21 protein-coding genes are annotated in these 23,916 nt (G+C 42.9%); 12 read left to right on the top strand and 9 right to left on the bottom strand.

The window, feature by feature from the left end; translation table 11 throughout:
- Positions 1–363: 363 nt before the first annotated feature.
- The 8 genes from SLH55_RS21625 to dnaA all read right to left on the bottom strand — a co-directional run bounded on the left by SLH55_RS21625 (position 364) and on the right by dnaA (position 10,876).
- Positions 364–1,443 carry an HD-GYP domain-containing protein gene (locus SLH55_RS21625; RefSeq protein WP_219165580.1) on the bottom strand — a complete coding sequence of 360 codons (1,080 nt, stop codon included), beginning with the start codon at positions 1,441–1,443 and terminating at the stop codon, positions 364–366.
- 149 nt (positions 1,444–1,592) lie between these two features.
- On the bottom strand, positions 1,593–4,127 hold the full coding sequence (gene gyrA, locus SLH55_RS21620) for a DNA gyrase subunit A (protein ID WP_320324433.1): 2,535 nt from the start codon (positions 4,125–4,127) through the stop codon (positions 1,593–1,595).
- A gap of 123 nt (positions 4,128–4,250) precedes the next feature.
- Positions 4,251–6,173 carry a DNA topoisomerase (ATP-hydrolyzing) subunit B gene (gyrB, locus tag SLH55_RS21615; RefSeq protein ID WP_226677727.1) on the bottom strand — a complete coding sequence of 641 codons (1,923 nt, stop codon included), beginning with the start codon at positions 6,171–6,173 and terminating at the stop codon, positions 4,251–4,253.
- Positions 6,174–6,224: 51 nt separating this feature from the next.
- Positions 6,225–6,476 (bottom strand): extracellular matrix regulator RemB, encoded by a 252-nt coding sequence (gene remB, locus SLH55_RS21610; protein ID WP_219165578.1) that lies wholly within the window; start codon positions 6,474–6,476, stop codon positions 6,225–6,227.
- Positions 6,477–6,485: 9 nt separating this feature from the next.
- Positions 6,486–7,604 carry a DNA replication/repair protein RecF gene (gene recF, locus SLH55_RS21605; RefSeq protein WP_219165577.1) on the bottom strand — a complete coding sequence of 373 codons (1,119 nt, stop codon included), beginning with the start codon at positions 7,602–7,604 and terminating at the stop codon, positions 6,486–6,488.
- 17 nt (positions 7,605–7,621) lie between these two features.
- Positions 7,622–7,840, bottom strand: coding sequence for a S4 domain-containing protein YaaA (yaaA, locus tag SLH55_RS21600; RefSeq protein ID WP_206858297.1), 219 nt, complete (start codon positions 7,838–7,840; stop codon positions 7,622–7,624).
- A 349-nt stretch (positions 7,841–8,189) separates the two neighbouring features.
- The gene (gene dnaN / locus SLH55_RS21595) at positions 8,190–9,326 is read right to left on the bottom strand and encodes a DNA polymerase III subunit beta (RefSeq protein WP_219165576.1); all 1,137 of its coding nucleotides are present in this window, start codon (positions 9,324–9,326) and stop codon (positions 8,190–8,192) included.
- Between the two features lie 206 nt (positions 9,327–9,532).
- The gene (dnaA, locus tag SLH55_RS21590; protein WP_219165575.1) at positions 9,533–10,876 is read right to left on the bottom strand and encodes a chromosomal replication initiator protein DnaA; all 1,344 of its coding nucleotides are present in this window, start codon (positions 10,874–10,876) and stop codon (positions 9,533–9,535) included.
- 917 nt (positions 10,877–11,793) lie between these two features.
- On the opposite strand from dnaA, the gene rpmH reads away from it, so the two are divergent.
- From rpmH to SLH55_RS21535, 11 genes are all read left to right on the top strand, one after another.
- The gene (gene rpmH / locus SLH55_RS21585; protein ID WP_034764748.1) at positions 11,794–11,928 is read left to right on the top strand and encodes a 50S ribosomal protein L34; all 135 of its coding nucleotides are present in this window, start codon (positions 11,794–11,796) and stop codon (positions 11,926–11,928) included.
- A 166-nt stretch (positions 11,929–12,094) separates the two neighbouring features.
- A complete protein-coding gene (rnpA, locus tag SLH55_RS21580) occupies positions 12,095–12,469 on the top strand; it encodes a ribonuclease P protein component (RefSeq protein ID WP_206858308.1) in 375 nt (124 codons plus the stop codon).
- Between the two features lie 143 nt (positions 12,470–12,612).
- Positions 12,613–13,401, top strand: coding sequence for a YidC family membrane integrase SpoIIIJ (spoIIIJ, locus tag SLH55_RS21575; protein WP_219165574.1), 789 nt, complete (start codon positions 12,613–12,615; stop codon positions 13,399–13,401).
- Positions 13,398–14,015 carry an RNA-binding cell elongation regulator Jag/EloR gene (gene jag / locus SLH55_RS21570; RefSeq protein ID WP_219165573.1) on the top strand — a complete coding sequence of 206 codons (618 nt, stop codon included), beginning with the start codon at positions 13,398–13,400 and terminating at the stop codon, positions 14,013–14,015. The genes spoIIIJ and jag overlap by 4 nt, the downstream gene beginning before the upstream one ends.
- Positions 14,016–14,374: 359 nt before the next feature.
- Positions 14,375–15,760, top strand: coding sequence for a tRNA uridine-5-carboxymethylaminomethyl(34) synthesis GTPase MnmE (mnmE, locus tag SLH55_RS21565; protein WP_219165572.1), 1,386 nt, complete (start codon positions 14,375–14,377; stop codon positions 15,758–15,760).
- 49 nt (positions 15,761–15,809) lie between these two features.
- Entirely contained in the window at positions 15,810–17,702 is a 1,893-nt protein-coding gene (gene mnmG, locus SLH55_RS21560; RefSeq protein WP_320324432.1) for a tRNA uridine-5-carboxymethylaminomethyl(34) synthesis enzyme MnmG, read from the top strand.
- Between the two features lie 21 nt (positions 17,703–17,723).
- The gene (gene rsmG / locus SLH55_RS21555) at positions 17,724–18,440 is read left to right on the top strand and encodes a 16S rRNA (guanine(527)-N(7))-methyltransferase RsmG (RefSeq protein ID WP_219165570.1); all 717 of its coding nucleotides are present in this window, start codon (positions 17,724–17,726) and stop codon (positions 18,438–18,440) included.
- Between the two features lie 117 nt (positions 18,441–18,557).
- The gene (gene noc / locus SLH55_RS21550) at positions 18,558–19,421 is read left to right on the top strand and encodes a nucleoid occlusion protein (RefSeq protein ID WP_320324431.1); all 864 of its coding nucleotides are present in this window, start codon (positions 18,558–18,560) and stop codon (positions 19,419–19,421) included.
- A gap of 209 nt (positions 19,422–19,630) precedes the next feature.
- The gene (locus SLH55_RS21545; protein ID WP_219165568.1) at positions 19,631–20,392 is read left to right on the top strand and encodes a ParA family protein; all 762 of its coding nucleotides are present in this window, start codon (positions 19,631–19,633) and stop codon (positions 20,390–20,392) included.
- The gene (locus tag SLH55_RS21540) at positions 20,385–21,224 is read left to right on the top strand and encodes a ParB/RepB/Spo0J family partition protein (protein ID WP_219165567.1); all 840 of its coding nucleotides are present in this window, start codon (positions 20,385–20,387) and stop codon (positions 21,222–21,224) included. The genes SLH55_RS21545 and SLH55_RS21540 overlap by 8 nt, the downstream gene beginning before the upstream one ends.
- A 118-nt stretch (positions 21,225–21,342) precedes the next feature.
- A complete protein-coding gene (locus SLH55_RS21535) occupies positions 21,343–22,056 on the top strand; it encodes a DUF554 domain-containing protein (RefSeq protein WP_219165566.1) in 714 nt (237 codons plus the stop codon).
- 40 nt (positions 22,057–22,096) lie between these two features.
- On the opposite strand, the gene yyaC is transcribed toward SLH55_RS21535, so the two are convergent.
- Positions 22,097–22,717 carry a spore protease YyaC gene (gene yyaC, locus SLH55_RS21530; RefSeq protein WP_219165565.1) on the bottom strand — a complete coding sequence of 207 codons (621 nt, stop codon included), beginning with the start codon at positions 22,715–22,717 and terminating at the stop codon, positions 22,097–22,099.
- 333 nt (positions 22,718–23,050) lie between these two features.
- Here yyaC and SLH55_RS21525 point away from each other — a divergent pair, with 333 nt between their 5' ends.
- Positions 23,051–23,905, top strand: coding sequence for a mechanosensitive ion channel family protein (locus tag SLH55_RS21525; RefSeq protein ID WP_257474835.1), 855 nt, complete (start codon positions 23,051–23,053; stop codon positions 23,903–23,905).
- Positions 23,906–23,916: the final 11 nt, after the last annotated feature.

The raw sequence follows: 23,916 nt of genomic DNA, 5'->3' as shown, positions 1-23,916 counted from the left end.
CACGCCGCCAGCGTTCGTCCTGAGCCAGGATCAAACTCTCCGATAAAAGTTTGAATAGCTCTTAAAATAAATCTAGAATTAACGTTGACGTTATTGTCTTGTTTTGTTCAGTTTTCAAGGTTCAATGTGCAAGCGCTTCGTTTGAAGCGACCTTTATAATATATCATTTACTTCGTTTATCGTCAAGGTATTTTTATTATTTTAGAAAAGTTTTTTTCTCGATAATTATGTAATGCCTTTCGGACAACAAATAATAGTATACACACTATTAACTAAGATTACAAGAGGTAATGATTAAAAAAATCGCAGTTCAACAAAGTGAAACGCGATTTTTTTATTCGTATAGGGAATTGTCGTTGCTCTCTACATGAAAACTTCCGCGATATAGATATTCTTTTGCTTAGATAAATCTACTATTTCGTCTGTCTTTAGTTTAACGATGGGACTAATGAAGGCGTCTGGTTTAGTATAGATGACTTCCCCATACTCTCCCGTCGATAGTTTTACCTGGGTACCTGTTCTTAAGTCTCCCATCAATTGAAGAAGTCCTTCCACTACTTTAATATCAAACTTTCCAAATAAGTCCTTACTGATCATATCCAATACTTTAAAGATCGGCTGTCTGCTTCTATACATTCTTTCTGATGTCATGGCATGAAACACATCGGCGATTCCTGCTATTTGAGAATAGAGATGGATACGATCACTCTTTTCGGATGATGGATATCCTGAACCGTCGAAGCGTTCATGATGCTGGAAGATGGCAAGCTTCGTTTCCGTTTTTAATAATGGGGTATCTTTGACCATTTTATAGCCATTTGCGGTATGGAGCTTCACTTCTTTAAATTCACTCTCTGTTAAGGGTTGTTCTTTGGATAAAATATGTGGGCTCACCTTAGCCATTCCGCAGTCTGAGAGTGCTCCCGCTAAGGCCACTTGATTTATCTGACCGGAAGACAAGCCAAGCTTTTTCCCTATCAATGCGCTTATAATACTGACAGAGACGGCGTGATGATAGATATATTCCTTCTTTGTTGAATATTGAGGGAGGGAGTATACGTATGTATGATCTTGTTCCACTATTTGAATGACAGGCAATATGATTTCTCTTACTCTCGCAACGTTAACAGCTGTGCCCGACTGCCAATTCATGAACTCTTTCTTGAATTCTTTTACAGTCGTTAAATACAGGTCTATGAAACCCAGAGGCTCATGTTTAGTGTTCTCCTCATTAGAAGGATCCGGGATGAGGGGGGACCTGAAAGGATTGCCGTCCACTTTTGTTTTCTCTATGAATAACTCATCTATATGGAATGCTTGAAGAATATTCAAGTGTTCTTCTGTAAGTACCGTATTCTTAGGAATGATCGGGTTTACTGCCATCCCCATGATATCTTCAGCTACGATGCAACCTAATTGTATTTCGCCACGATGGACCTTCAACTATATACACCTCACGTCTTATTCTTTTAGTTTATTTTACCAAATTCAGCAGAATATAGTTGTTATTTTCAAAAAATAAATATTCCCTAAATAAAAAAAGCTATTTTCGGAATGGACGATCCATTCCTGAAAATAGCTTACTCTATTATTTATTCTTCGCTGTCATCATTACTTTCTTCAGAAACAGATTGTTCTTCCATGTCCTGCTTTTCTATTCCTTCAGCAGATTCGACCGGTGCTTCCGTTTCTTCATCATCTTCTTTTTCAACTTTTGCAACGGTTGAGACGAATTCACTTTCTTGAAGACGGATCAGCTTGACTCCTTGAGTGTTACGACCTGTAGTCGAAATATCGTTCACGTCCATACGGATGAGGACACCGTGTGCGGTAATGATCATTAAGTCTTCTTCACCTGTAACGGCTTTAACAGAGACAAGTTCTCCATTACGCTCGGTCACATTGCAGGTCTTCAGTCCTTTACCACCACGTGTTTGAATGCGATATTCGCTGGCTGGGGTACGTTTTCCGTAACCATTGACCGTGACTACCAGTACATCGCTCTTATCTTCAAGGATTTCCATGCCGACGACGATATCATCATCGCTCAGGTTGATGCCTTTAACCCCGGTAGCTGTACGTCCCATAGACCGGACATCAGTTTCAGGGAAACGGATCAGCATTCCATCTTTCGTACCGATAATAATATCCTTCTCGCCATCGGTCAACTTAACGGAAATCAGCTCATCGTTTTCACGAAGGTTGATGGCGATCAGTCCGTTCGTCCGGATATTCGCGAAATCCGATACCGGTGTACGCTTGGAAATACCTTGCTTCGTTGTGAAGAATAGGTACCAATCGTCCACGAATTCTTCGACCCGGATCATGGCGTTGATCCACTCATCTTTTTCTACACCAAGCAGATTGATGATTGGAAGTCCCTTAGCGGTACGGCTGAACTCAGGGATTTCATATCCTTTTGCACGATACGCTTTCCCTTTGTTCGTAAAGAATAGAATCGTGTCATGGGTCGACGTTGTCAATAAATGTTCAACGAAGTCCTCATCATTTGTTCCCATCCCCTGTATCCCTCTTCCTCCACGTTTTTGGCTGCGGTAGGTAGAGACAGGAAGACGTTTGATGTAGCCGTTATGTGTAAGAGAGACAACGATGTTTTCTCTGGGGATCAAATCTTCATCCTCGATATTTTCGATGCCACCTGCTACGATTTCCGATCTTCTTTCATCATTGAAGCGCTCTTTGATTTCAATGAGCTCTTCGCGGATGATTTCAAGAACCTTTTCATCATCTGACAGGATCGCTTTTAATTCGGCGATCAATTTCACCAGTTCCTGATACTCGTCTTCGATCTTTTCACGTTCTAAACCGGTTAGACGTTGAAGACGCATATCCAGGATGGCCTGGGCTTGTTTATCGGATAGGGAGAAGTTCTCCATCAATCCTTGTTTCGCCAGTTCCGTCGTTTGACTTCCGCGAATCAGGGCGATGATTTCATCGATATGATCCAGGGCGATACGCAGACCTTCTAAGATATGGGCCCTTGCTTCCGCTTTGCGCAATTCAAATTCTGTTCTGCGGCGAATGACTACGCGTTGATGCTGTAAGTAGTGATATAAACATTCCTTTAGGTTCAGTACCTTCGGCTGTCCATCGACAAGTGCCAGAAGATTGATCCCAAAGCTTGTTTGAAGGGCGGTTTGCTTATAAAGATTATTAAGTAATACGTTCGCATTGGCGTCTTTTCTTACTTCAATGACGATCCGCATACCGTTTCGATCCGATTCATCACGCAGATCTGTGATGCCATCGATCTTCTTATCCCTGACAAGATCCGCGATCTTCTCAATTAATCTCGCTTTATTCACCTGATAAGGGATCTGGTGTACGATGATCGTCTCTTTTCCATTGCTCTTTGTTTCGATTTCCACACGGGCACGCATCGTGATCGAGCCTTTACCTGTTTCATAGGCACGACGGATCCCGCTTCTTCCTACAATCAATCCTGCAGTAGGGAAATCAGGTCCGTAGATGAATTCCATCAGCTCTTGGATCGTAATGTCCGGGTCTTTACTTAATGCAAGGATCCCATCGATGACTTCACCAAGGTTATGAGGCGGGATATTCGTTGCCATACCTACGGCGATTCCTGAAGAACCGTTCACCAACAGGTTAGGAAAACGGGCAGGTAATACTTCCGGCTCCCGCTCTGTGCCGTCATAGTTATCTTTATAATCGATTGTATCTTTATTGATATCACGAATGAGCTCCATCGAAATCTTGGACATACGCGCTTCTGTATAACGCATCGCTGCAGCTGCGTCGCCATCGACAGAACCGAAGTTACCGTGGCCGTCCACAAGCATATAACGATAGTTGAAATCCTGCGCCATCCGGACCATCGTGTCATAAACAGCCGAGTCACCGTGGGGGTGATACTTACCGATAACTTCACCGACGATACGGGCTGATTTCTTATACGCTTTGTCTGACGTCATCCCGAGGTCATTCATCGCATACAAAATACGGCGATGGACCGGCTTCAATCCGTCACGTGCATCTGGAAGGGCACGGGACACGATGACACTCATCGCATAATCCAGGAAAGAGGAGCGCATTTCATTACTTATATTAATCTCTTTAACATTCGATCTTGGTGTTTCCGCCATAGTAAAAGGGACCTCCTTTTAAAGAAAGGTTTATACCTTTCTTATTCTTTACCTTGTCCGCTATGTAAAAGACAGGATAGCACGTGGTCTATCCTGTACTATTTCATTAGTCAATGATTTCTGTTAGATATCTAAGTTTTTCACGTAAGCCGCGTTTTCCTCAATGAAATTACGTCTAGGCTCTACTTTGTCACCCATGAGGATTTCAAATGTTTCATCGGCCTCGATCGCATCTTGAAGACTCACTTGCAGCAGTGTTCGTGATTCCGGATCCATGGTCGTTTCCCAGAGTTGTTCAGGGTTCATCTCTCCCAGACCTTTGTAACGCTGGATTCCAGGTTTAGGTGTCGGTGAGATTTCTGCCAGGATACGATCCAGTTCTTTATCATTGTAGGCATACTCGATTTTCTTTCCTTGTTGTATTTTGTACAACGGTGGTTGAGCGATATAAATATAGCCTGCTTCAATGATATTTCTCATATAACGATAGAAGAATGTCAATAACAGCGTACGGATATGTGCGCCATCGACGTCGGCATCGGTCATGATGACAATCTTATGGTATCTTGCTTTCGCCAGGTCGAAATCTTCTCCGATTCCTGTTCCGAGTGCCGTGATGATTGCACGGACCTCGTTATTGGAAAGGATCTTATCAAGGCGTGCCTTTTCTACGTTGATGATTTTACCACGCAGTGGAAGGATGGCCTGGAAGTGGCGGTCACGGCCCTGTTTGGCTGAACCGCCGGCTGAGTCACCCTCAACCACATAGATTTCGCTGATGCTTGGGTCTTTAGAAGAACAGTCCGCCAGTTTACCAGGCAAGCTTGAAATCTCAAGGGCACTCTTACGGCGGGTAAGCTCCCTTGCTTTTTTCGCAGCCAGTCGGGCACGTGCGGCCATAAGTCCTTTTTCAACGACCTTTCGGGCAACAACCGGATTTTCAAGTAAGAAGGTTTCGAGATGCTCTGAGAAAAGAGAGTCCGTGATCGTTCTTGCTTCCGAGTTTCCGAGTTTAGTTTTCGTCTGACCTTCGAACTGAGGATCAGGATGTTTAATCGAAATGATGGCGGTCAATCCTTCACGGACATCTTCCCCGGAAAGGTTAGCATCACTTTCTCTGAATACATTATTTTTACGGGCATAATCATTGATGACCCTTGTCAAAGCCGTCTTGAATCCAGACTCATGTGTACCACCTTCGTGAGTATGGATGTTATTGGCGAATGAATAAAGGTTGCTTGCGAATCCGTCATTGTATTGAAGGGCGATTTCAACGGTAATGTCATCTTTCTCACCTTCGATATAGATCGGCTCTTCGTGGATGACTTCCTTCGAACGGTTAAGATGCTCGACGTAGGACTTGATTCCACCTTCATAATGGTAATCACGTCTTTTTCCCTCTCCGCGCTTATCTTCAATACTGATTTGGATCCCTCTGTTCAAGAACGCCAATTCACGGATACGGTTTGCCAATGTGTCATAGTCGTATTCCGTCGTTTCAGTAAAGATTTCAGGATCCGGGGTGAAATGGATGATCGTTCCCGTTTTATCAGATTCTCCAATGACCTTTAAATCAAAGCTAGGTACGCCTTTTTCGAACTTCTGGTAATAAATCTTCCCATCACGGTGGACATGAACCTCAAGTTCTGTGGATAGGGCATTTACAACCGATGCCCCCACTCCGTGTAGACCTCCGGATACTTTGTATCCGCCGCCGCCGAACTTACCGCCTGCGTGAAGGACCGTCATGATGACCTCTACGGCAGGACGTCCCATTTTCTCATGGATACCGACTGGAATACCACGGCCATTATCTGTAACGGTGATACTGTTATCCTCTTCAATGATGACTTCTATTTCATCACAATGGCCTGCCAATGCTTCATCAATACTGTTATCGACGATTTCCCACACCAGGTGGTGCAGACCTCTTCCGCTTGTTGATCCAATATACATACCCGGTCTCTTCCGGACGGCCTCTAAGCCTTCCAGAACCTGAATCTGATTTTCATCATAAGATCCGCCTTGCGATTGCTGTTGTTCCATAGTCATACTGATTCACCTACACTTTCTAACCTTCAGGGCTTTATATTTCTATTATAAATTCTCATAGTTTGAGTATTTCTTTGATCGTTTCTTCAATGTACTGGATGCCAGTGGTGAAAGATACAACTGACCCGTTGTGATAACAAGAGATTTATATGAACCCTTCGCGAGATTGCAAAGGTTTTTATCTTTCGTTTTTAAAAAATGTTGGATTTCCTCTGAAAATTGAACGGTGTCTCTATCAATAATGGCTATGATTTCATCTGTACGTACCATGACATCTTCTCCAACATGTATGTACAAGGTAACACCTCATTTCAGTCTTTTCATGGATCCGGCTTCCACTTCAAAAGTAGTCGCCTCGTTTAAGGTTTGATGATCAATACCATCCACATTGGTCGTGGTCACAAAGGTTTGAACTTTCCCCTGGATGGTATTTAATAAGTGGGACTGACGATAATCATCCAGTTCGGATAAGACATCATCCAGAAGTAAGATGGGATATTCCTTAATTTCAGAGTGAATCAGCTCGATTTCTGCAAGCTTAACCGAGAGGGCTGTTGTCCGCTGCTGCCCCTGTGATCCGAATGTTTGAACATCCCGGTCATTCACAATGAATTGAAGATCATCCCGATGGGGACCGACCAGGGTCACACCACGATCGATTTCCCGCTCCCGTATATCATTGAATTTCTGCTCATATATATCTACCATTTTTGACCATTCTTGATTATCTGATACATCCAATGACGGTTTATATACGATTTCCAACGTTTCAAGGTTTCTTGAGATCCCTGAATGAATCGGTTTAGCCCAACTTTCCAGAAGCTGAACGAATTCAAATCGTTTCTTCGTGATTTTCACTGCCATTTCAATGAACTGTTCGGTCAGGACATCAAGCATGGTCTGGTCTTTTTGCTTTCTCGTCTGCAATTGTTTCAAATAATGGTTCCGCTGCTGTAATATTTTCTGATAAAGGCTAATATCATGTAAATAAACAGGAGAAACCTGACCGATTTCCATATCGATAAAGCGACGCCTCACTTGAGGGCTCCCTTTGACCAAATGAAGATCTTCAGGTGCAAACATGACAACATTCATATTCCCGACATATTGACTCAATTTAGACTGTTCAAGGTGATTGCTTTTCGCTTTTTTCCCCTTTTTAGACAGGACCAGCTCTAAAGGCAATGCACCATTATACTTTTGAATCCTACCTTTTATTTTAGCATATTCCTGATCCCAACGGATTAAATCTTTATCATTTGAGGTCCGGTGGGATTTAGCCATTGCCAGAACGTAGATCGACTCCATGATATTGGTTTTCCCCTGGGCATTTTCTCCGAGAATGACGTTCACTTTATTCTCGAAACTCACGTCGATGGATTCGTAATTCCGGTAGTTTCTTAATTCTAATTGTTCAATGTACATGGACATAACACCCTTTATTATTCTCCGGCAACCACAAAGACCCCTACTTCAGGTATTTCAACTTTGTCACCAACCGTAAGTTTTCTCCCTCTTCGTTGGTCTTGTTCCCCGTTTATGTATACTTCATATTCACTTAAGAACCATTTCGCCATACCGCCGGACTGAATCACTTCAGCAAGCTTCAGGAATTGTCCCAATGTGATGATTTCTGTTCCGATGGTGATCTCTTTCGCCACTAAAATCACTACTTTCCGTATAAAGTCTCTAATATCTTATTTTACTCTAAATGGAGTTAAGTCACAACTAACGAAAAATGGATAGGGTAGTGCTAGTTGATTTCCGCTACAGATGCTCGCTTTCCGCGGGGCTGGCGGTGAGCCTCCTCGGCTTTCGCCTGTGGGGTCTCACCTGTCCAGCGTTTCCCGCAGGAGTCGAGCATCTGCAGCGAGAATCAACTTATGAATCATGTTTCTTTAACCAGTTTAAAGAAAAACCTCAAATCCAATACGTAAAGATCCTTTTATTTAACCTAAAATTTAAAAAGCCAACACCTGAACGTTTCGAAGGTGTTGGCTTTTTAGGTTTTTAGTACGTCCTTACCGGAAGGATCAACTGAAGAATGGAATCATCGTGAAGCGGCTTCAGTACGAACGGTCTCATCGCTCCTGTGAAGTTCACATAGATTTCGGTCCCTTCAATCGCTTTTAGGGCATCCATCATATATTTCGCACTGAAGGAGATTTTCAGTTCTTCTCCCTCGATGGATTGACTTTGCACCTGCTCGATTACTTTACCGATTTCCGGTGTGTTGGAGGAAATTTCAATGACGCCACCATCCATAGTAGAAAGTTTGACGACATTATTACGTCCTTCTCTCGCAAGCAGCGATGCACGATCGATCGCTTGTAAAAATTCTTTTGTATTTAAAGTCAATTCTGTTTTCGTGTCTGAAGGAATCAGTCGGCTTGTATCAGGATAATTCCCTTCTAATAGTCTTGAGAAGAATAATAGGTGCTTTGCCTTGAATAGCACTTGATTTTCCGTAATGACGATTTCTACAGGCTCATCCGTATCATCAAGGATCTTGTTCAACTCATTCAAGCTCTTTCCTGGAATGACAATATTGTAAGATGCATCGTGATTCGTTTCAATCGGTGCTTTTCTCATGGCCAGTCTGTGACTGTCTGTTGCAATACAGCTCAGTTCCCCGTTTTCAATCTGGCAGTTTACACCTGTCAAGATAGGGCGTGTTTCTGAGGTGGACACTGCGAATACCGTTTGTCTGATCATCGTTTTTAGAAGATCGGTTGAAACTTTAATACCGTTCCCTTCTTCGATTTGTGGAAGATGCGGGTACTCTTCTGGATCCAAGCCATTTAAATTAAATTCGGCCTGACCTGAACGAATAACGGTCTGGAAGTGATTTTGAACTTCAATTTCCACTGTATCTTTCGGTAATTTCTTCACGATTTCACTAAAGAACTTGGCTTGAAGAACAATTCCTCCCGTTTCCATGATTTCTACAATTTCCGAACCTTCTTCTTCATTGGGAATGAAAGACTCGATTGAAATATCGGAATCACTTCCCGTTAAAGTGACACCGTCTTCTGTTGCAATGATTTTAATTCCAGTAAGAATGGGAATCGTCGTTCTTGATGTTACAGCTTTCATGACATCCTGGACACTTTGCACTAAATGATCCCTTTGAATAACGAATTTCATGATTTATTCCTCCAATTTGCACATAATTTTTTGGACTGAATCATATACTAATAATTTATTTAAAAAATAGTAATAGAAGTAGTAGGGCCTGTTGATATGTGGATAAGTGTGTGAATCGAACGTAAACACAGCCTATCCACATGTGGACAGACTGTGTGCTAGTAAGACTCAGTTATTCACATTATCCAATTAGGGTGTGTATGAAATCAGCCCTTTAAAGATTCGCGAATTTCCTTCAATTGCTGCTGAAGAAGTGCATCAGTTCCAAGTAATGTACTGATCTTCTCATGAGCATGGATGACGGTGGTGTGATCTCTTCCGCCAAATTCTTCCCCGATCTTAGGGAGGGAGGAATCCGTCATTTCCCTGGATAGATACATGGCGATCTGTCTAGGGAACGCAATCGACTTTGTTCGTTTCTTTGCTTTAAAGTCCTCCAGCTTCACGTTGAAATGCTCACCAACGACACGCTGGATTTCCCCAATGGTAATGGCTCTCGGCTTGGAGCTCGGAATGATATCTTTCAACGCTTCAGCCGCAAGATCTGCATTGATGTCTTTATTTATAAGAGATGAGTACGCGACGACACGGATCAGTGCGCCTTCTAACTCACGAATGTTGGAATCGATTTGATTAGCTATATAAAGCATGGCTTCATTAGGGATATCGAGCCCTTCAGCCTTCGCTTTTTTCCGTAAGATGGCAATTCTCGTCTCGAGGTCTGGAGGTGTGATATCTGTTATCAATCCCCATTCAAATCGAGAACGAAGTCTGTCTTCAAGTGTCGGAATCTCTTTCGGTGGCCGGTCACTTGAAATGACAATCTGCTTGCTTTCTTCATGTAACGTATTAAAAGTATGGAAAAATTCCTCTTGCGTTTGTTCTTTCCCTGCTAAAAATTGAATATCATCAATCAATAAAACATCGACATTACGATATTTATTGCGGAAATCAACTGCTTTATTGTCCCTGATGGAGTTAATGAATTCGTTTGTGAATTTTTCAGATGATAGATAAACCACTTTCGCTGCGGGATTATGTTCCAGTACATAATGACCGATGGCGTGCATTAAGTGGGTTTTTCCAAGACCTACTCCCCCATAAATAAACAAGGGATTATAGGCTTTTGCAGGTGCCTCAGCCACGGCCAAAGAAGCGGCATGGGCAAACCGGTTGCCCGAACCGATAACAAACGTGTCAAACGTGTATTTAGCGTTCAGCATGTTTTGATTGATATCCTGCTGATCGTCATCTTTCATCGACTTTGGCGGTATTTGGATATCAAACTCTTCCGGCTCCTGATTTTGGGGAATGATAAATTTCACGACTAATTCTTCGCCCGTAATATCATACAAAACCCCTGAGATTAGCTGTGAGTAACGACCTTCCAGCCAATCTCTAGCAAATTCATTTGGAGCTGTGATCACAAGGGTGTCCCCTTGAATGGAATGGGCCTTAGTGGATTTCAGCCAAGTATCAAAACTCGGTTTGCTGATTTTTTTTTCGATATTTTCTAAGGCCTTGCTCCAAAGATCCCCGATATTCTCCAATCCTGATCCCTCCTTTTCTTGTTTTTGTATAACGTCTGTACAACCATTACGTGCTATGCATTCCCTTAGCAGTCGTTATTTTTATAAATATACAAAGTGCTGAATGTGGAAATATATATAATAAGGAAAGAAAATGGGTTTTCGACAATATCCACCACTTGTGGACAACGTTTTACAAACCCTCTGTATAAGTTACCCACATGATATCCACATTTTGTGGATAAGTTATTTATGTGAACCCGGTTATCAAGAGTGAAAACACAATAATCATATCAAAATATCCTAAGTGGTGCAATGCTTTTTAAATTTTATCCACAACCCCCATCCCTTGTGGAATGTTTTTGTCCACAACCCAAGAACTTGTGAAAAAGTTGTCAATATGTGTTGTGGATAATTTAAAACCATGTCGAATCCTATCCACAGGCAGTCTGAATAGAAAATGGGGATAGGGTTTGTAGAAGGAGAAAGTGGTTATTAATTGAAGTGCTTTCAAAAGAACCTCACGATCTGATAATATCTTTATAAACAAAAGATAGACTTTCAAGATGAGGAAACATTAAAAGACCAACGCAACATTTAACGTCTGATTAATAAGGAACTTAGAAGATATAATTATTAGATGGGTTCTCTAAAACTCATATAGTTGATTGAAGCGGAAGGTGCTCGACTCCTGCGGGAAACGCTGGACAGGTGAGACCCCACAGGGCGAAGCCCGAGGAGGCTCACCGCCAGCCCCGCGGAAAGCGAGCACCTGTAGCGGAAATCAACCAGCACTCGCTAATGGCAAGAAGAAATGATCTGCAGACCACACTTCAAAAGAAAAATAATCTGAGTGTTGACTTTTTATGGGTACCGTCTTTATAATAGTGAGGAATGTCTTTAACTTTTTAAAGATATCCTTCAGGGAGGTGTCATAGATGAAAAGAACGTTTCAACCAAATAACCGCAAAAGAAAAAAGAATCACGGTTTCCGTGCACGTATGAGCTCTAAAAACGGACGCAATGTTTTAGCTCGCCGTCGCAGCAAAGGAAGAAAAGTATTATCTGCCTAGACCACTGAACTGACTCAGTGGTCTTTTTTTTCCTTTCCACTAAGTAAATAATCGATTTGGCTCGTTCGTATTTTGATTTACCGTAAAAAGAACTTATAATTTCATATGGATGAGCCAATAATGTCGAGGTTAGATAAAGTCAAATTTGAAAAAATAGGTGTGGTCCATGCGGAAAGAGCAAAGAGTAAAGAAGAATAAAGAGTTTCAGGAAATTTTTAAAAAAGGAACTTCTGTTGCGAATCGTCAGTTCGTCTTGTATCTATTAAAGAAGGAAGATCCTCAGCCCTTTCGAATTGGAATTTCCGTCAGTAAGAAAATCGGGAATGCTGTATGCCGGAATCAAATCAAGCGGTATGTGAGGCAGGTATTCCTGGAATTGCAAGATGAGGTTCACGATCAGTACGACTATCTTATCATCGCCAGGAAACCGGCGGCCGAAATGAATTTTCATGAGGTGAAGGGGAGTCTCACCCATGTTTTAAAAAGAGGAAAAGTATTGAAAAGGTCTTCTTATGGCAAATATGATAAGAAGAAGTCATAACATTTTGAGAGAATGACAGGTTTCGTCATCACAAGTCCCCGAAAAGATGTTACAATACGAGGGATTGTACTTTATTAGTACGGGATGATGGTACGTGTTTATATTTTATTTTTTGAAAGTTATTAGTTGGGAGGAAAATAAGGGTGAAAAAGAGAATTATAGCCTTAATGGGAATCATTGGGCTAATGGCTATTCTATCAGGGTGTACGGATTACAATAAGCCGATCACATCTGATAGCAGTGGAATCTGGAATGAATATATTGTCTATCCTTTATCACAATTAATTACAATGGTTGCAGATTTCATGGGTGGTTCCTATGGATTGGCGATTGTAATTGTTACGTTGCTTATCCGTACGGCCATCCTGCCATTGATGATTAAGCAAACGAAGAATTCAAAAGCCATGCAGGCACTACAACCTGAAATGAAGAAACTGCGTGAAAAATATAGCTCGAAAGATGCACAAACTCAGCAAAAGCTACAACAAGAAACGATGGCTTTATTCCAAAGTCACGGGGTGAACCCGTTAGCGGGTTGTTTCCCACTGATCGTTCAAATGCCGATCCTGATTGGTTTCTACCATGCAATCGTGAGAACACAGGAAATCAAAGCACATAACTTTTTATGGTTTGATCTTGGTAATCCTGATCCATACTATATCTTACCTTTAGTAGCAGGTTTAACGACGTTCATCCAACAAAAGCTTATGATGGCAGGTACGGCGAATCAAAATCCGCAAATGGCGATGATGCTTTATATCATGCCGGTCATGATCATCATTTTTGCGATTAACTTCCCTGCAGCTCTATCCCTTTACTGGGTAGTCGGGAATCTATTTATGATTGCACAGACCTACTTCATTAAGGGACCTGAGATCAAAGAAGCGCAAGCAGTCAAAGCTGGTGGGAATTCGGGAGGAAAGAAAAAGTGAGAGAAGTAGAAGCGACTGGTCAAACGGTGGAAGAAGCCATTGAATCAGCCTTGTCTCAACTGAATATCACCAAAGAAGAAGCAGAAATTGACATCATTGATCAAGGTAAAAAAGCATTATTCGGATTGTTCGGTGGAAGACCGGCACATGTTCGTGTGAAGAAATCGATCGACCCTGTAAATGAAGCGAAAGAGTTTCTTTTATCTGTTGCACGCGATATGGGTGTGGAAGCGACCATCGAAGTGAAGAGAGATGGAAGAGATGTGGAGTTCAATATTTCCGGTGAAAAAATGGCTCTCTTAATCGGAAAGAGGGGACAAACGTTGAATGCCCTTCAACATTTGTCACAATTGGTTGCCAACCGGGTATCTGGCCAGTTCATCACCATTCTGTTAGACGCGGAGAACTACCGCGAAAGACGGAAGGAAACGCTGACAACCTTAGCTGAACGCCTGGCAGATAAGGCATTACGCACAAATCGTTCCGTTTCATTGGAACCAATGCCTTCTTATGAACGAAAAGTGATTCATACAGCATTAGTGGATTCCAAAAGGGTCGATACCCATTCTGAAGGCAGAGAACCTAACCGATATATTGTCATTGCGCCAAAATAATGAAAGACGATTCCTTTCGGGGGATCGTTTTTTTTTATTGGTATGGTAGCTGGCGCAAGTTGTCATATTTTGTAGAAAGGCAGATATCATTAGAGCATACTCATTTCCAGTATTTGATCTCTTACATCTTTCCCACCTCCTGCCGATTCTTATTTTCATCCCGGTTTATTGTTATTCACATGTGGATAAGTTAAAATAATAGAGATGAGAGGTTATCTTTGTGGATAACATTGGCGACGAACAGAAGGTTTCCTTTCTTTAGTATTAATACGGATTGTGATATTCTAATAATTTGGGGAAACGTTGCTTTCTACTATACATTTTATATAAATAGATCAGCTATAAGAGAGGTGAATATAATGGAGTTCGATACAATTGCAGCCATATCCACTCCGATGGGAGAGGGAGCAATCGCCATCGTGCGTTTGAGCGGAGATCATGCATTTGATATCGGTGATAAAGTCTTTAAGGGAATGAAAGGGAGCTCAATGAAGGAATTCGCTTCCCATACCATTCATTATGGACATATTGTCGATCCTGACACCGAACAGGTGGTGGAAGAAGTGATGGTGTCTGTTATGAGGGGGCCGAAGACGTTCACCCGTGAAGATATTATCGAGATCAACTGCCATGGAGGACTTGTGTCAGTCAATAAAGTATTGCAGCTTGTGTTGAAGAACGGGGCAAGACTTGCAGAGCCGGGAGAATTCACGAAGCGTGCTTTCCTGAATGGCCGAATCGATCTTTCCCAGGCGGAAGCCGTGATGGATCTCATTCGTGCGAAAACGGACAGGGCCATGAATGTAGCCCTTAATCAAATGGAAGGCCGCCTTTCCAATTTGATTCGTAAGCTTCGTCAGGAAATTCTCGAAACCCTCGCCCATGTGGAAGTGAATATCGATTACCCGGAGTATGATGATGTGGAAGAAATGACTCACAACGTGCTGTTGGAGAAATCCAGAAACGTCCGGGATGAAATAGACCGCTTGATCCGCACATCCGAACAAGGGAAGATCCTGAGAGAAGGACTTTCAACCGTGATCATCGGTCGGCCGAATGTAGGGAAATCTTCCCTTCTGAACAGTCTTGTTCATGAAAATAAAGCCATTGTAACGGATATCCCTGGTACAACGCGTGATGTGATCGAGGAATATGTCAATGTAAGAGGCGTTCCATTGCGCCTTGTTGATACGGCAGGGATCCGGGAAACCGAAGACATCGTTGAGAGGATTGGCGTGGAACGCTCCAGGCAAGTGCTGAAGGAAGCGGATCTAATCCTCCTCGTACTCAACTATGCAGATGAATTAACGTTTGAAGATGAGCAGTTGTTTGAAGCGGTGAGAGGGATGGACGTCATTGTCATCGTGAACAAAACGGATCTGCCTCAGAAGATTGATATAGATAAGGTAAGGAATCTTTCCGAGAATCACCAGCTGGTGACGACGGCTTTACTGGAGGAACAGGGAATAGACGAACTGGAAGAAGCCATTTCTTCTTTATTCTTTGCAGGATCCATCGAAGCGGGGGATATGACGTATGTATCCAATAGTCGTCATATCGCTTTACTCAATCAAGCGTCTCTTGCGATCAACGAAGCAATAGACAGTGTAGAAATGGGAACACCGATCGATATCGCTCAGATCGACTTGACGAGAACATGGGAGCTGTTAGGTGAAATCATCGGGGACAGCGTTCATGAAAGCCTGATTGATCAGCTGTTTTCTCAATTCTGCTTAGGAAAATAAACACTATTATATGTGGACTTAACGTCCTACAAGGAGGAAATAACAAACCATGCAATATGACGCAGGGCAATATGATGTCATTGTCATTGGTGCTGGCCATGCCGGAGTTGAAGCGGGACTTGCTTCTGCACGTATGGGAGCGAAAACGTTAATGGTCACCATTAACTTGGATATGGTCGCCTTTATGCCGTGTAATCCATCTGTCGGTGGACCGGCCAAAGGAATCGTTGTAAGGGAAATCGACGCACTCGGTGGAGAGATGGGTCGTAATATAGATAAGACGCATATCCAAATGCGGATGTTGAATACAGGAAAGGGTCCTGCTGTACGTGCATTACGGGCACAGGCGGATAAATTCCTGTATCAGCATGAAATGAAACGAACAATTGAAAATGAACCGAACATGACCCTCTTGCAGGGAATGGTCGAGGAATTGATCATTGAAGATGATGAGTGCAAAGGTGTCGTGACGATGACCGGCGCTGCCTATCGTGCCAAGACCGTTGTCATCACAACAGGTACATTCCTGCGTGGTGAAATCATTTTAGGGGACCTGAAATATTCAAGCGGACCTAATAACCAACAGCCTTCCATCAGACTATCTGATCATCTGCATGAGCTGGGCTTCGATACGGTTCGTTTCAAGACCGGTACACCACCACGTGTGAATAGCTCAACGATCGACTATTCAAAAACTGAAATTCAACCGGGTGATGACGTTCCCCGTGCGTTCAGTTATGAAACGACCAAATACATCACGGATCAACTGCCATGCTGGCTGACGTATACGAATGAAAATACTCATCAATTAATCGATGATAATCTTCATCGTTCGCCGATGTATTCAGGCATGATCAAGGGAACAGGACCGCGATACTGTCCTTCAATAGAAGATAAAGTCGTGCGTTTCCACGATAAGCCGCGTCATCAGATCTTCCTCGAGCCTGAAGGGAAAAATACGCAGGAAGTATACGTGCAAGGATTATCTACGAGTCTTCCTGAAGATGTGCAGCAAAAAATCCTGCAGACGATACCTGGTCTTGAAAACGTACAAATGATGCGTGCCGGATATGCCATTGAATATGATTCTATCGTACCGACACAATTATGGCCGACGCTTGAAACGAAAAAGATCAAGAACCTTTATACGGCAGGACAGATCAATGGGACATCAGGTTATGAAGAAGCAGCTGGTCAAGGGTTGATGGCCGGGATCAATGCCGCATGCCGTGCCCTTGATAAAGAAGAAGTCATCTTAAGTCGTTCTGATGCTTATATCGGAGTTCTGATCGATGACCTGGTGACGAAAGGGACGAACGAACCGTATCGTCTTCTTACTTCCCGTGCGGAATATCGCTTGTTGCTTCGTCACGATAATGCTGATCTTCGCTTAACGGATATCGGTCATAGAATCGGTTTGATCTCAGATGATCGATATGAGCGCTTCTCAGCGAAGAAAGAAGCGATCTCTGCCGAGAAGGCACGGCTTGAGGCCATCCGCATTAAGCCGACTGAAGAAACCCAAAGTGTCATTCGTGATGCAGGGGGAAGTGAGCTGAAAGACGGGATACTGGCAGCGGACCTTCTGAAGCGGCCTGAAATGAATTATAGTCATATTAAGTCACTCGTCCCAAGTGAAATCGAACTTGATCCCGATGTAGAGGAACAAGTGGAGATTCAAGTGAAATACGAGGGCTATATTGAAAAATCCCTTCAACAGGTCGATAAAATGAAAAAGATGGAAAATAAACGAATTCCTGAGAACATTGATTACAGTGCGATCAGCGGTTTGGCTTCTGAAGCAAGACAGAAATTGATCGAGGTCCAGCCTCTTTCCCTTGCACAGGCGTCCCGTATTTCAGGCGTGAATCCTGCAGACGTATCCATTCTGATGGTCTACATTGAACAGGGCAAAATCGCCAAGGTTTCCGGTGATCAATAGAGGTAAAGGAAGGATAATTTCATGAACGTAAATGAATTTCAATCAATGCTCGAGGAGAAGGGGATTTCCCTATCTTCTCAGCAATTACAACAGTTTGAGCGCTATTACGAATTGCTGGTTGAATGGAATGAAAAGATGAATCTGACGGCGATCACTGAAAAAGAGGATGTCTACTTAAAGCATTTTTACGATTCGGTCAGTGCAGCCTTTTATGTTGATTTCACAGAAGTTCAATCCCTTTGTGATGTTGGGGCGGGTGCCGGGTTTCCGAGTATTCCACTTAAGATTTGCTTCCCGCACCTACATATCTCAATTGTTGATTCCTTGAACAAGCGCATCACATTTTTAAATCATTTATCGGACGAGTTAGGACTTGAAAACACGAATTTTTATCATGACCGTGCCGAGACATTTGGAAAAAATAAGGCACATCGTGAAAAATATGATATGGTTACAGCAAGAGCCGTAGCGAGAATGTCCGTCTTAAGTGAATTATGCCTTCCCCTTGTGAAAAAGGGCGGATCCTTTGTCGCCATGAAAGCTTCCAATGTGAATGAAGAGCTGTCGAACGCAAAGAAAGCGATTGGAACGCTTGGTGGACAAACGGACAAAATGTATTCGTTCCTTCTTCCGGAAGAGGAAAGCGAGCGTAATATCGTGAAAATCAACAAAGTGAAAGAAACACCTAACAAATATCCCAGAAAACCTGGGACACCCAATAAATTACCGTTAGAATAGTAAGGTCATCCTCCTGCCTTTGTGGGCTATCGTATAACCGACGACTTTAAGAGGCAGGAACTTGACCTGATTTAGAGAATATTAATTAAGGGAGTTTCTTAAAGGTGGTGTAGGAAGATGAAGCATCCTTTCTCTCGTTTTTTTGGCCTAGGTGAAAAGGAGCAAGATGTTGAATCTGAAGAGTCGAATGTAGTGGAAGAAGATCGAGATGAAGTGAGGAAGATACCTGTCTCACAAATCGTCCCGAACCGCTTTCAACCAAGGACTGTGTTTAATGATGAAAAGATAGAAGAGTTATCACGAACGATACACACTCATGGCATTATCCAACCGATCGTGGTGAGACAATACGATGATGACCAGTTTGAAATCATTGCGGGAGAACGACGTTACAGAGCCGTTCAAAAGCTTGGCTGGGAAACGGTTCCGGCGATTGTTAAGAATCTGAATGATACAGAAACAGCTTCTGTTGCATTAATCGAGAACTTACAAAGAGAAGAGCTCTCTCCTATTGAAGAGGCAATCGCATATGGAAAACTGTTGGAGTTACATGATCTAACTCAAGAAGCCCTTGCTCAACGCTTAGGAAAAGGACAATCAACTGTGGCGAACAAGCTTCGTCTCCTAAAGCTTCCAGAAGAAATTCAATCAGCCTTATTAGATAAACGAATCACAGAACGTCACGCCAGGGCTTTGATTCCTTTAAAGAATCCGGAAAAGCAAATACAGCTCCTTCAAGAGATCATTGAAAAGAGTTTGAATGTCAAACAGACCGAAGACCGGGTTGTGAAGATGCAAGAAGGGACGAATCAGAAGCCGCAGCCTAAACGCAAGGCATTCAGCAAGGATATGAGGATTGCTGTGAATACAATCCGCCAATCCCTGTCCATGGTGTCCGATAGCGGAATCAATCTCGATTCAGAAGAAGAAGAGCATGAGGAATTCTATCAATTCACCATTCGTATTCCCAAAAAAAAATAGATTAGCAGATTAAAAGTGAGAAACGGTGTGGTTTCTCACTTTTTTGGTGCAAAAGAGGCGAGAAGGTCAGTAAATCATATTCTCCAATATATGGAGATACCCGTCTTTTTTGAAAAATTGACAGACAATTATCAAGGAATTTTGATAGAATAGAAGAATACTGTAAAAAATAAAGTCAATTTCAGGAAGTCAAAAGGTAGGTGACAACCTTGGGCAGAATTGTAGCCGTTACAAACCAAAAAGGCGGGGTGGGAAAGACCACGACATCCGTCAATTTGGGGGCTTGTTTAGCTTATATAGGGAAAAAGGTTTTACTCGTAGATATCGATCCTCAAGGAAACGCCACGAGTGGTGTCGGTGTGGAAAAAGGCGATGTACAACAGTGCATCTATGATGTGTTAGTGGATGATGTAGACGTTAAAGACACCATCAAACAATCAAAGGTAGAGAACTTATCCATTGTCCCTGCAACCATTTCACTCGCTGGAGCGGAGATTGAACTGGTCCCGACCATATCCCGTGAAGTGCGTCTGAAGAAAGCACTGGAGAGGGTTAAAGACGAATTTGATTATATCATCATTGACTGTCCCCCATCACTTGGCCTTCTGACCATCAATGCATTAACTGCATCAGATGCCGTCGTCATTCCGGTTCAGTGCGAATACTACGCACTTGAAGGGTTGAGCCAGCTGTTGAGCACGGTCCGTTTAGTACAGAAGCATCTGAATCATGACCTTATGATCGATGGAGTGTTGTTAACCATGTTGGATGCCAGAACCAACCTTGGAATTCAGGTCATCGAAGAGGTTAAGAAATATTTTCAAGACAAAGTGTATCGCACAATTATCCCACGTAATGTTCGTTTAAGTGAAGCACCCAGTCATGGTGAACCGATTATCATTTATGATGCTAAATCAAGGGGAGCAGAAGTTTATTTAGAACTAGCAAAGGAAGTGGCGGCGAATGGCTAAAGGTTTAGGAAAGGGCATCAATGCCCTCTTCACCAATATGCAAACAACTCAAAATGAAGAATCCGTTCAGGAAGTGAGCCTGAAAGAAATAAGGCCCAATCCCTACCAGCCACGTAAAATCTTTGAGCCACAGGCCATCGAAGAGTTGAAAGAATCGATCCTGGAGCACGGGATCCTTCAACCAATCATTGTCCGTAAATCCATCAAGGGGTATGAGATTGTCGTTGGTGAGCGTCGGTATCGTGCAGCGACAGCAGCTAAATTAGAAACGGTCCCTGTCGTTGTCCGTGAGCTGAACGATCAACAAATGATGGAGCTAGCGGTCCTTGAGAACCTTCAACGGGAGGATCTGACCCCCATCGAAGAGGGAGCAGCTTATCAAATGCTCATGGATAAACTGAAGCTTACTCAGGAAGAATTGGCCAAACGATTAGGGAAGAGCAGGCCACATATCGCAAATCATATCCGTTTACTCTCCCTGCCGACACCCGTTCAGGAACTCCTGTCCGAAGGGAAGTTATCAATGGGACATGGACGTGCCCTGCTTGGGTTGAAGAACAAAAAGAATTTATCACCGGTTGTGAACCGCATACTGAAAGAATCGCTGAATGTTCGTCAGTTAGAGAAAATCATCCAAGAATTGAATGAGAATGTTCCACGTGAAACAAAGAAATCCGAGCGAAAAGACGTCTTTATACAAGAACAGGAATCTCTTCTTCGCGAACGTTTCGGTACCACGGTCACGATTAAACAATCGAAGAAAAAAGGGAAAATCGAGCTCGAATTCTTCTCGAAAGAAGATCTGGATCGGATTCTGGAATTACTTCAGTAGTGAAAAAGGGAATGGGACTGTCTTGATTGGTATGCTTCATACCGTGTTAAGACAGTCCTCTTCCATATGTTACACATAAAAACTATTCTTCGGGAAATAAACATAAGGGGAAAACGTCATGGTACTATTAGGAACGCTTGTTAATGGGGTATGTATTATTATCGGGACCCTCCTTGGGAAGATCTTGCACCGCATACCAGAAGATATGAAGGGAACCGTCATGAAAGCGATAGGGCTCGCTGTCATCGTTCTTGGTTTACAGATGGGTCTGAAAAGTGAAAACTTTCTCATTGTGATCATCTCTCTTGCCCTTGGTGCTGCCTGGGGAGAGTGGATGAATCTTGAGGACAGACTAAACGCTTTAGGGAACTGGTTGGAGAAGAAGCTTGGCAGCAAGAAAGAAACCTCGATCTCCCAAGGTTTTGTAACAGCGACCCTGATTTTTGTTATTGGGGCCATGGCCGTGATCGGTGCGCTGGATAGTGGTATCAGGGGAGATCATGACGTTCTTTTGACTAAATCGATCATTGATGGTTTCACTTCACTGATACTAACGACGACACTTGGGATCGGTGTCATGTTCTCGGCTATCCCTGTCGTTCTTTATCAAGGTTTTATCGCCTTATTTGCTACGCAGATTCACCAATGGGTGCCTCAAGAGCTGATGGATGCCTACATTGTCGAAATGACCTCGACCGGTGGGATTATGATTTTTGCGATCGGACTTAATCTCCTCGGTGTAACAAAAATCAGGGTTGCCAATTTACTTCCGGGTATCATAGTGGTGGGCATCGTCGTCGGAATCATTCACGCATACCAGATATATATGTAATCATAAAGGGAGATGACGTGAGTCCGTCATCTCCCTTCATTTATTGCTGCAATTCTTCCCGCCATTTTTCAATGCTTACGGCATTTCGCCGTTCCACTGAATCACCTGCCAGCACAATGGCTTCGGCAATTGTCTTGGCCATTTTCATAACGAGGTTCAATCGTGTATTTTGCAATACAAAGAACTCCATAAATCCACTGACATTCACGATCCCTGTCAGATGGATCTCACCGACCTCGGGTAACTCTTTATTCACTCCGGCACCCGGCTTCAAGGGACCTTCATTTAACTGAATGGCTCCTACGCTCTTTAACCGGCCGAGACAGGCATCTACACCGATGATAAAGGGATTGATATGTTTAGCTGAAATTTCCTTGAGCTTCTCTTCAAGATTGACAGCATGAATCGGATCATCCAGTGTTCCGTACACATGGAATGGTTTAATATCCTGTTCCTCTATCAAGGTACCAACCAGAGGCCCTAATGAATCCCCTGTCGACCGGTCTGTACCGATACAGACAAATACGATGGGTCTTGTACGATAATAAGTGGGAAGCATCGACGACAATTGAACGGAAAGCTCCTGTGCCGCACCCGCCTCCTGGTGAAGGACTCTATAGGGTTCAGGTCTTCGTTCAAATAATCCTTTTTTCAGATTCATCGCTTCCACTCCTTTAGATGTGTTCAAAGGGGTGACCTTTGAGTCGCCGGCCCCTTATCCCACAGTCAAATTTTTAAGTATTATCAGTATACGGACGATTTCTTTTTTTCATACATAATATGGTCGGATTTTTCATAAAATAAAAATTTTCTAGAAACTATTCTTTATGAGGTTATATCTACACAAGGAGAGGGAAAGTTGATAAAATAAGGAATACTTCTTATTGAATGATAAGTGGAGGTTCGATATATGAGTGCGAAAGATAATAAAGTTGATGAAACCATTGAAACGATAAAAAATAGTCCAGCTGCCCAAAAGATTATAGATAATGAAATGTGGATCGCACTTGGTACAGGTGCTGTAAAAATTATCGCCATTATGGTGATTACTTATATCGCTTTAAGAGTAGGTCGGTCAGCAATCCGAAACGTATTCAAGGTACGATCACGATCCCCTTTGAAATTTACGGAGCGACGGGAAACCACTTTATCAAAACTCTTAGAAAATGTGCTAACCTATGTGATTTACTTCATTAGTTTGATGACAATCTTATCGACCCTTGAAATCGATGTAAAAGGACTCATCGCCGGTGCCGGAATTGTCGGTCTTGCCGTCGGTTTCGGGGCACAGAATCTCGTCCGTGATATCATCACCGGTTTCTTTATCATTTTCGAAGATCAATTTTCAGTGGGCGATTACGTGCGTATCGGTTCTGCTGAGGGATCCGTAGAAGAAATTGGGTTACGCACGACAAAGATTAAAAGCTGGACCGGGGAACTTCATATCTTCCCTAACGGAAACATTACGGAAGTAACGAATTTCTCCGTCCATAATAGTATTGCGGTTGTGGATGTGAGCATTGCGTACGAAGAAAATATAGAAGAAGCTGAAAAAGTGATGCAGGAGCTTCTCCTTTCCTTGCCTCAAAAATATGAGGACCTGGTGAATCCACCCGAGCTGCTGGGGGTCCAGACTCTTGGAGCGTCTGATGTCGTTATCCGAATCGTCGCTGAAACGGTTCCAATGAGACACTGGTATATGGCCAGGATGATACGTAAAGAAGTGAAACTTTGCCTGGATGCGCATGGTATCGAAATTCCATTCCCTCGTATGGTAATGTATTCACGTAAAGATGAAGAAGAGATTCACCCGCGTGAAGAGAAACAAAGAAGACTTGAAAGCGAATGAGGAGGAATAGG

Source organism: Rossellomorea sp. YZS02 (assembly GCF_033963925.1).
Classification (GTDB): domain Bacteria; phylum Bacillota; class Bacilli; order Bacillales; family Bacillaceae_B; genus Rossellomorea.
Note: the sequence above shows the minus strand (reverse complement) of the source record. Positions and strands in the feature narration are given on the sequence as shown.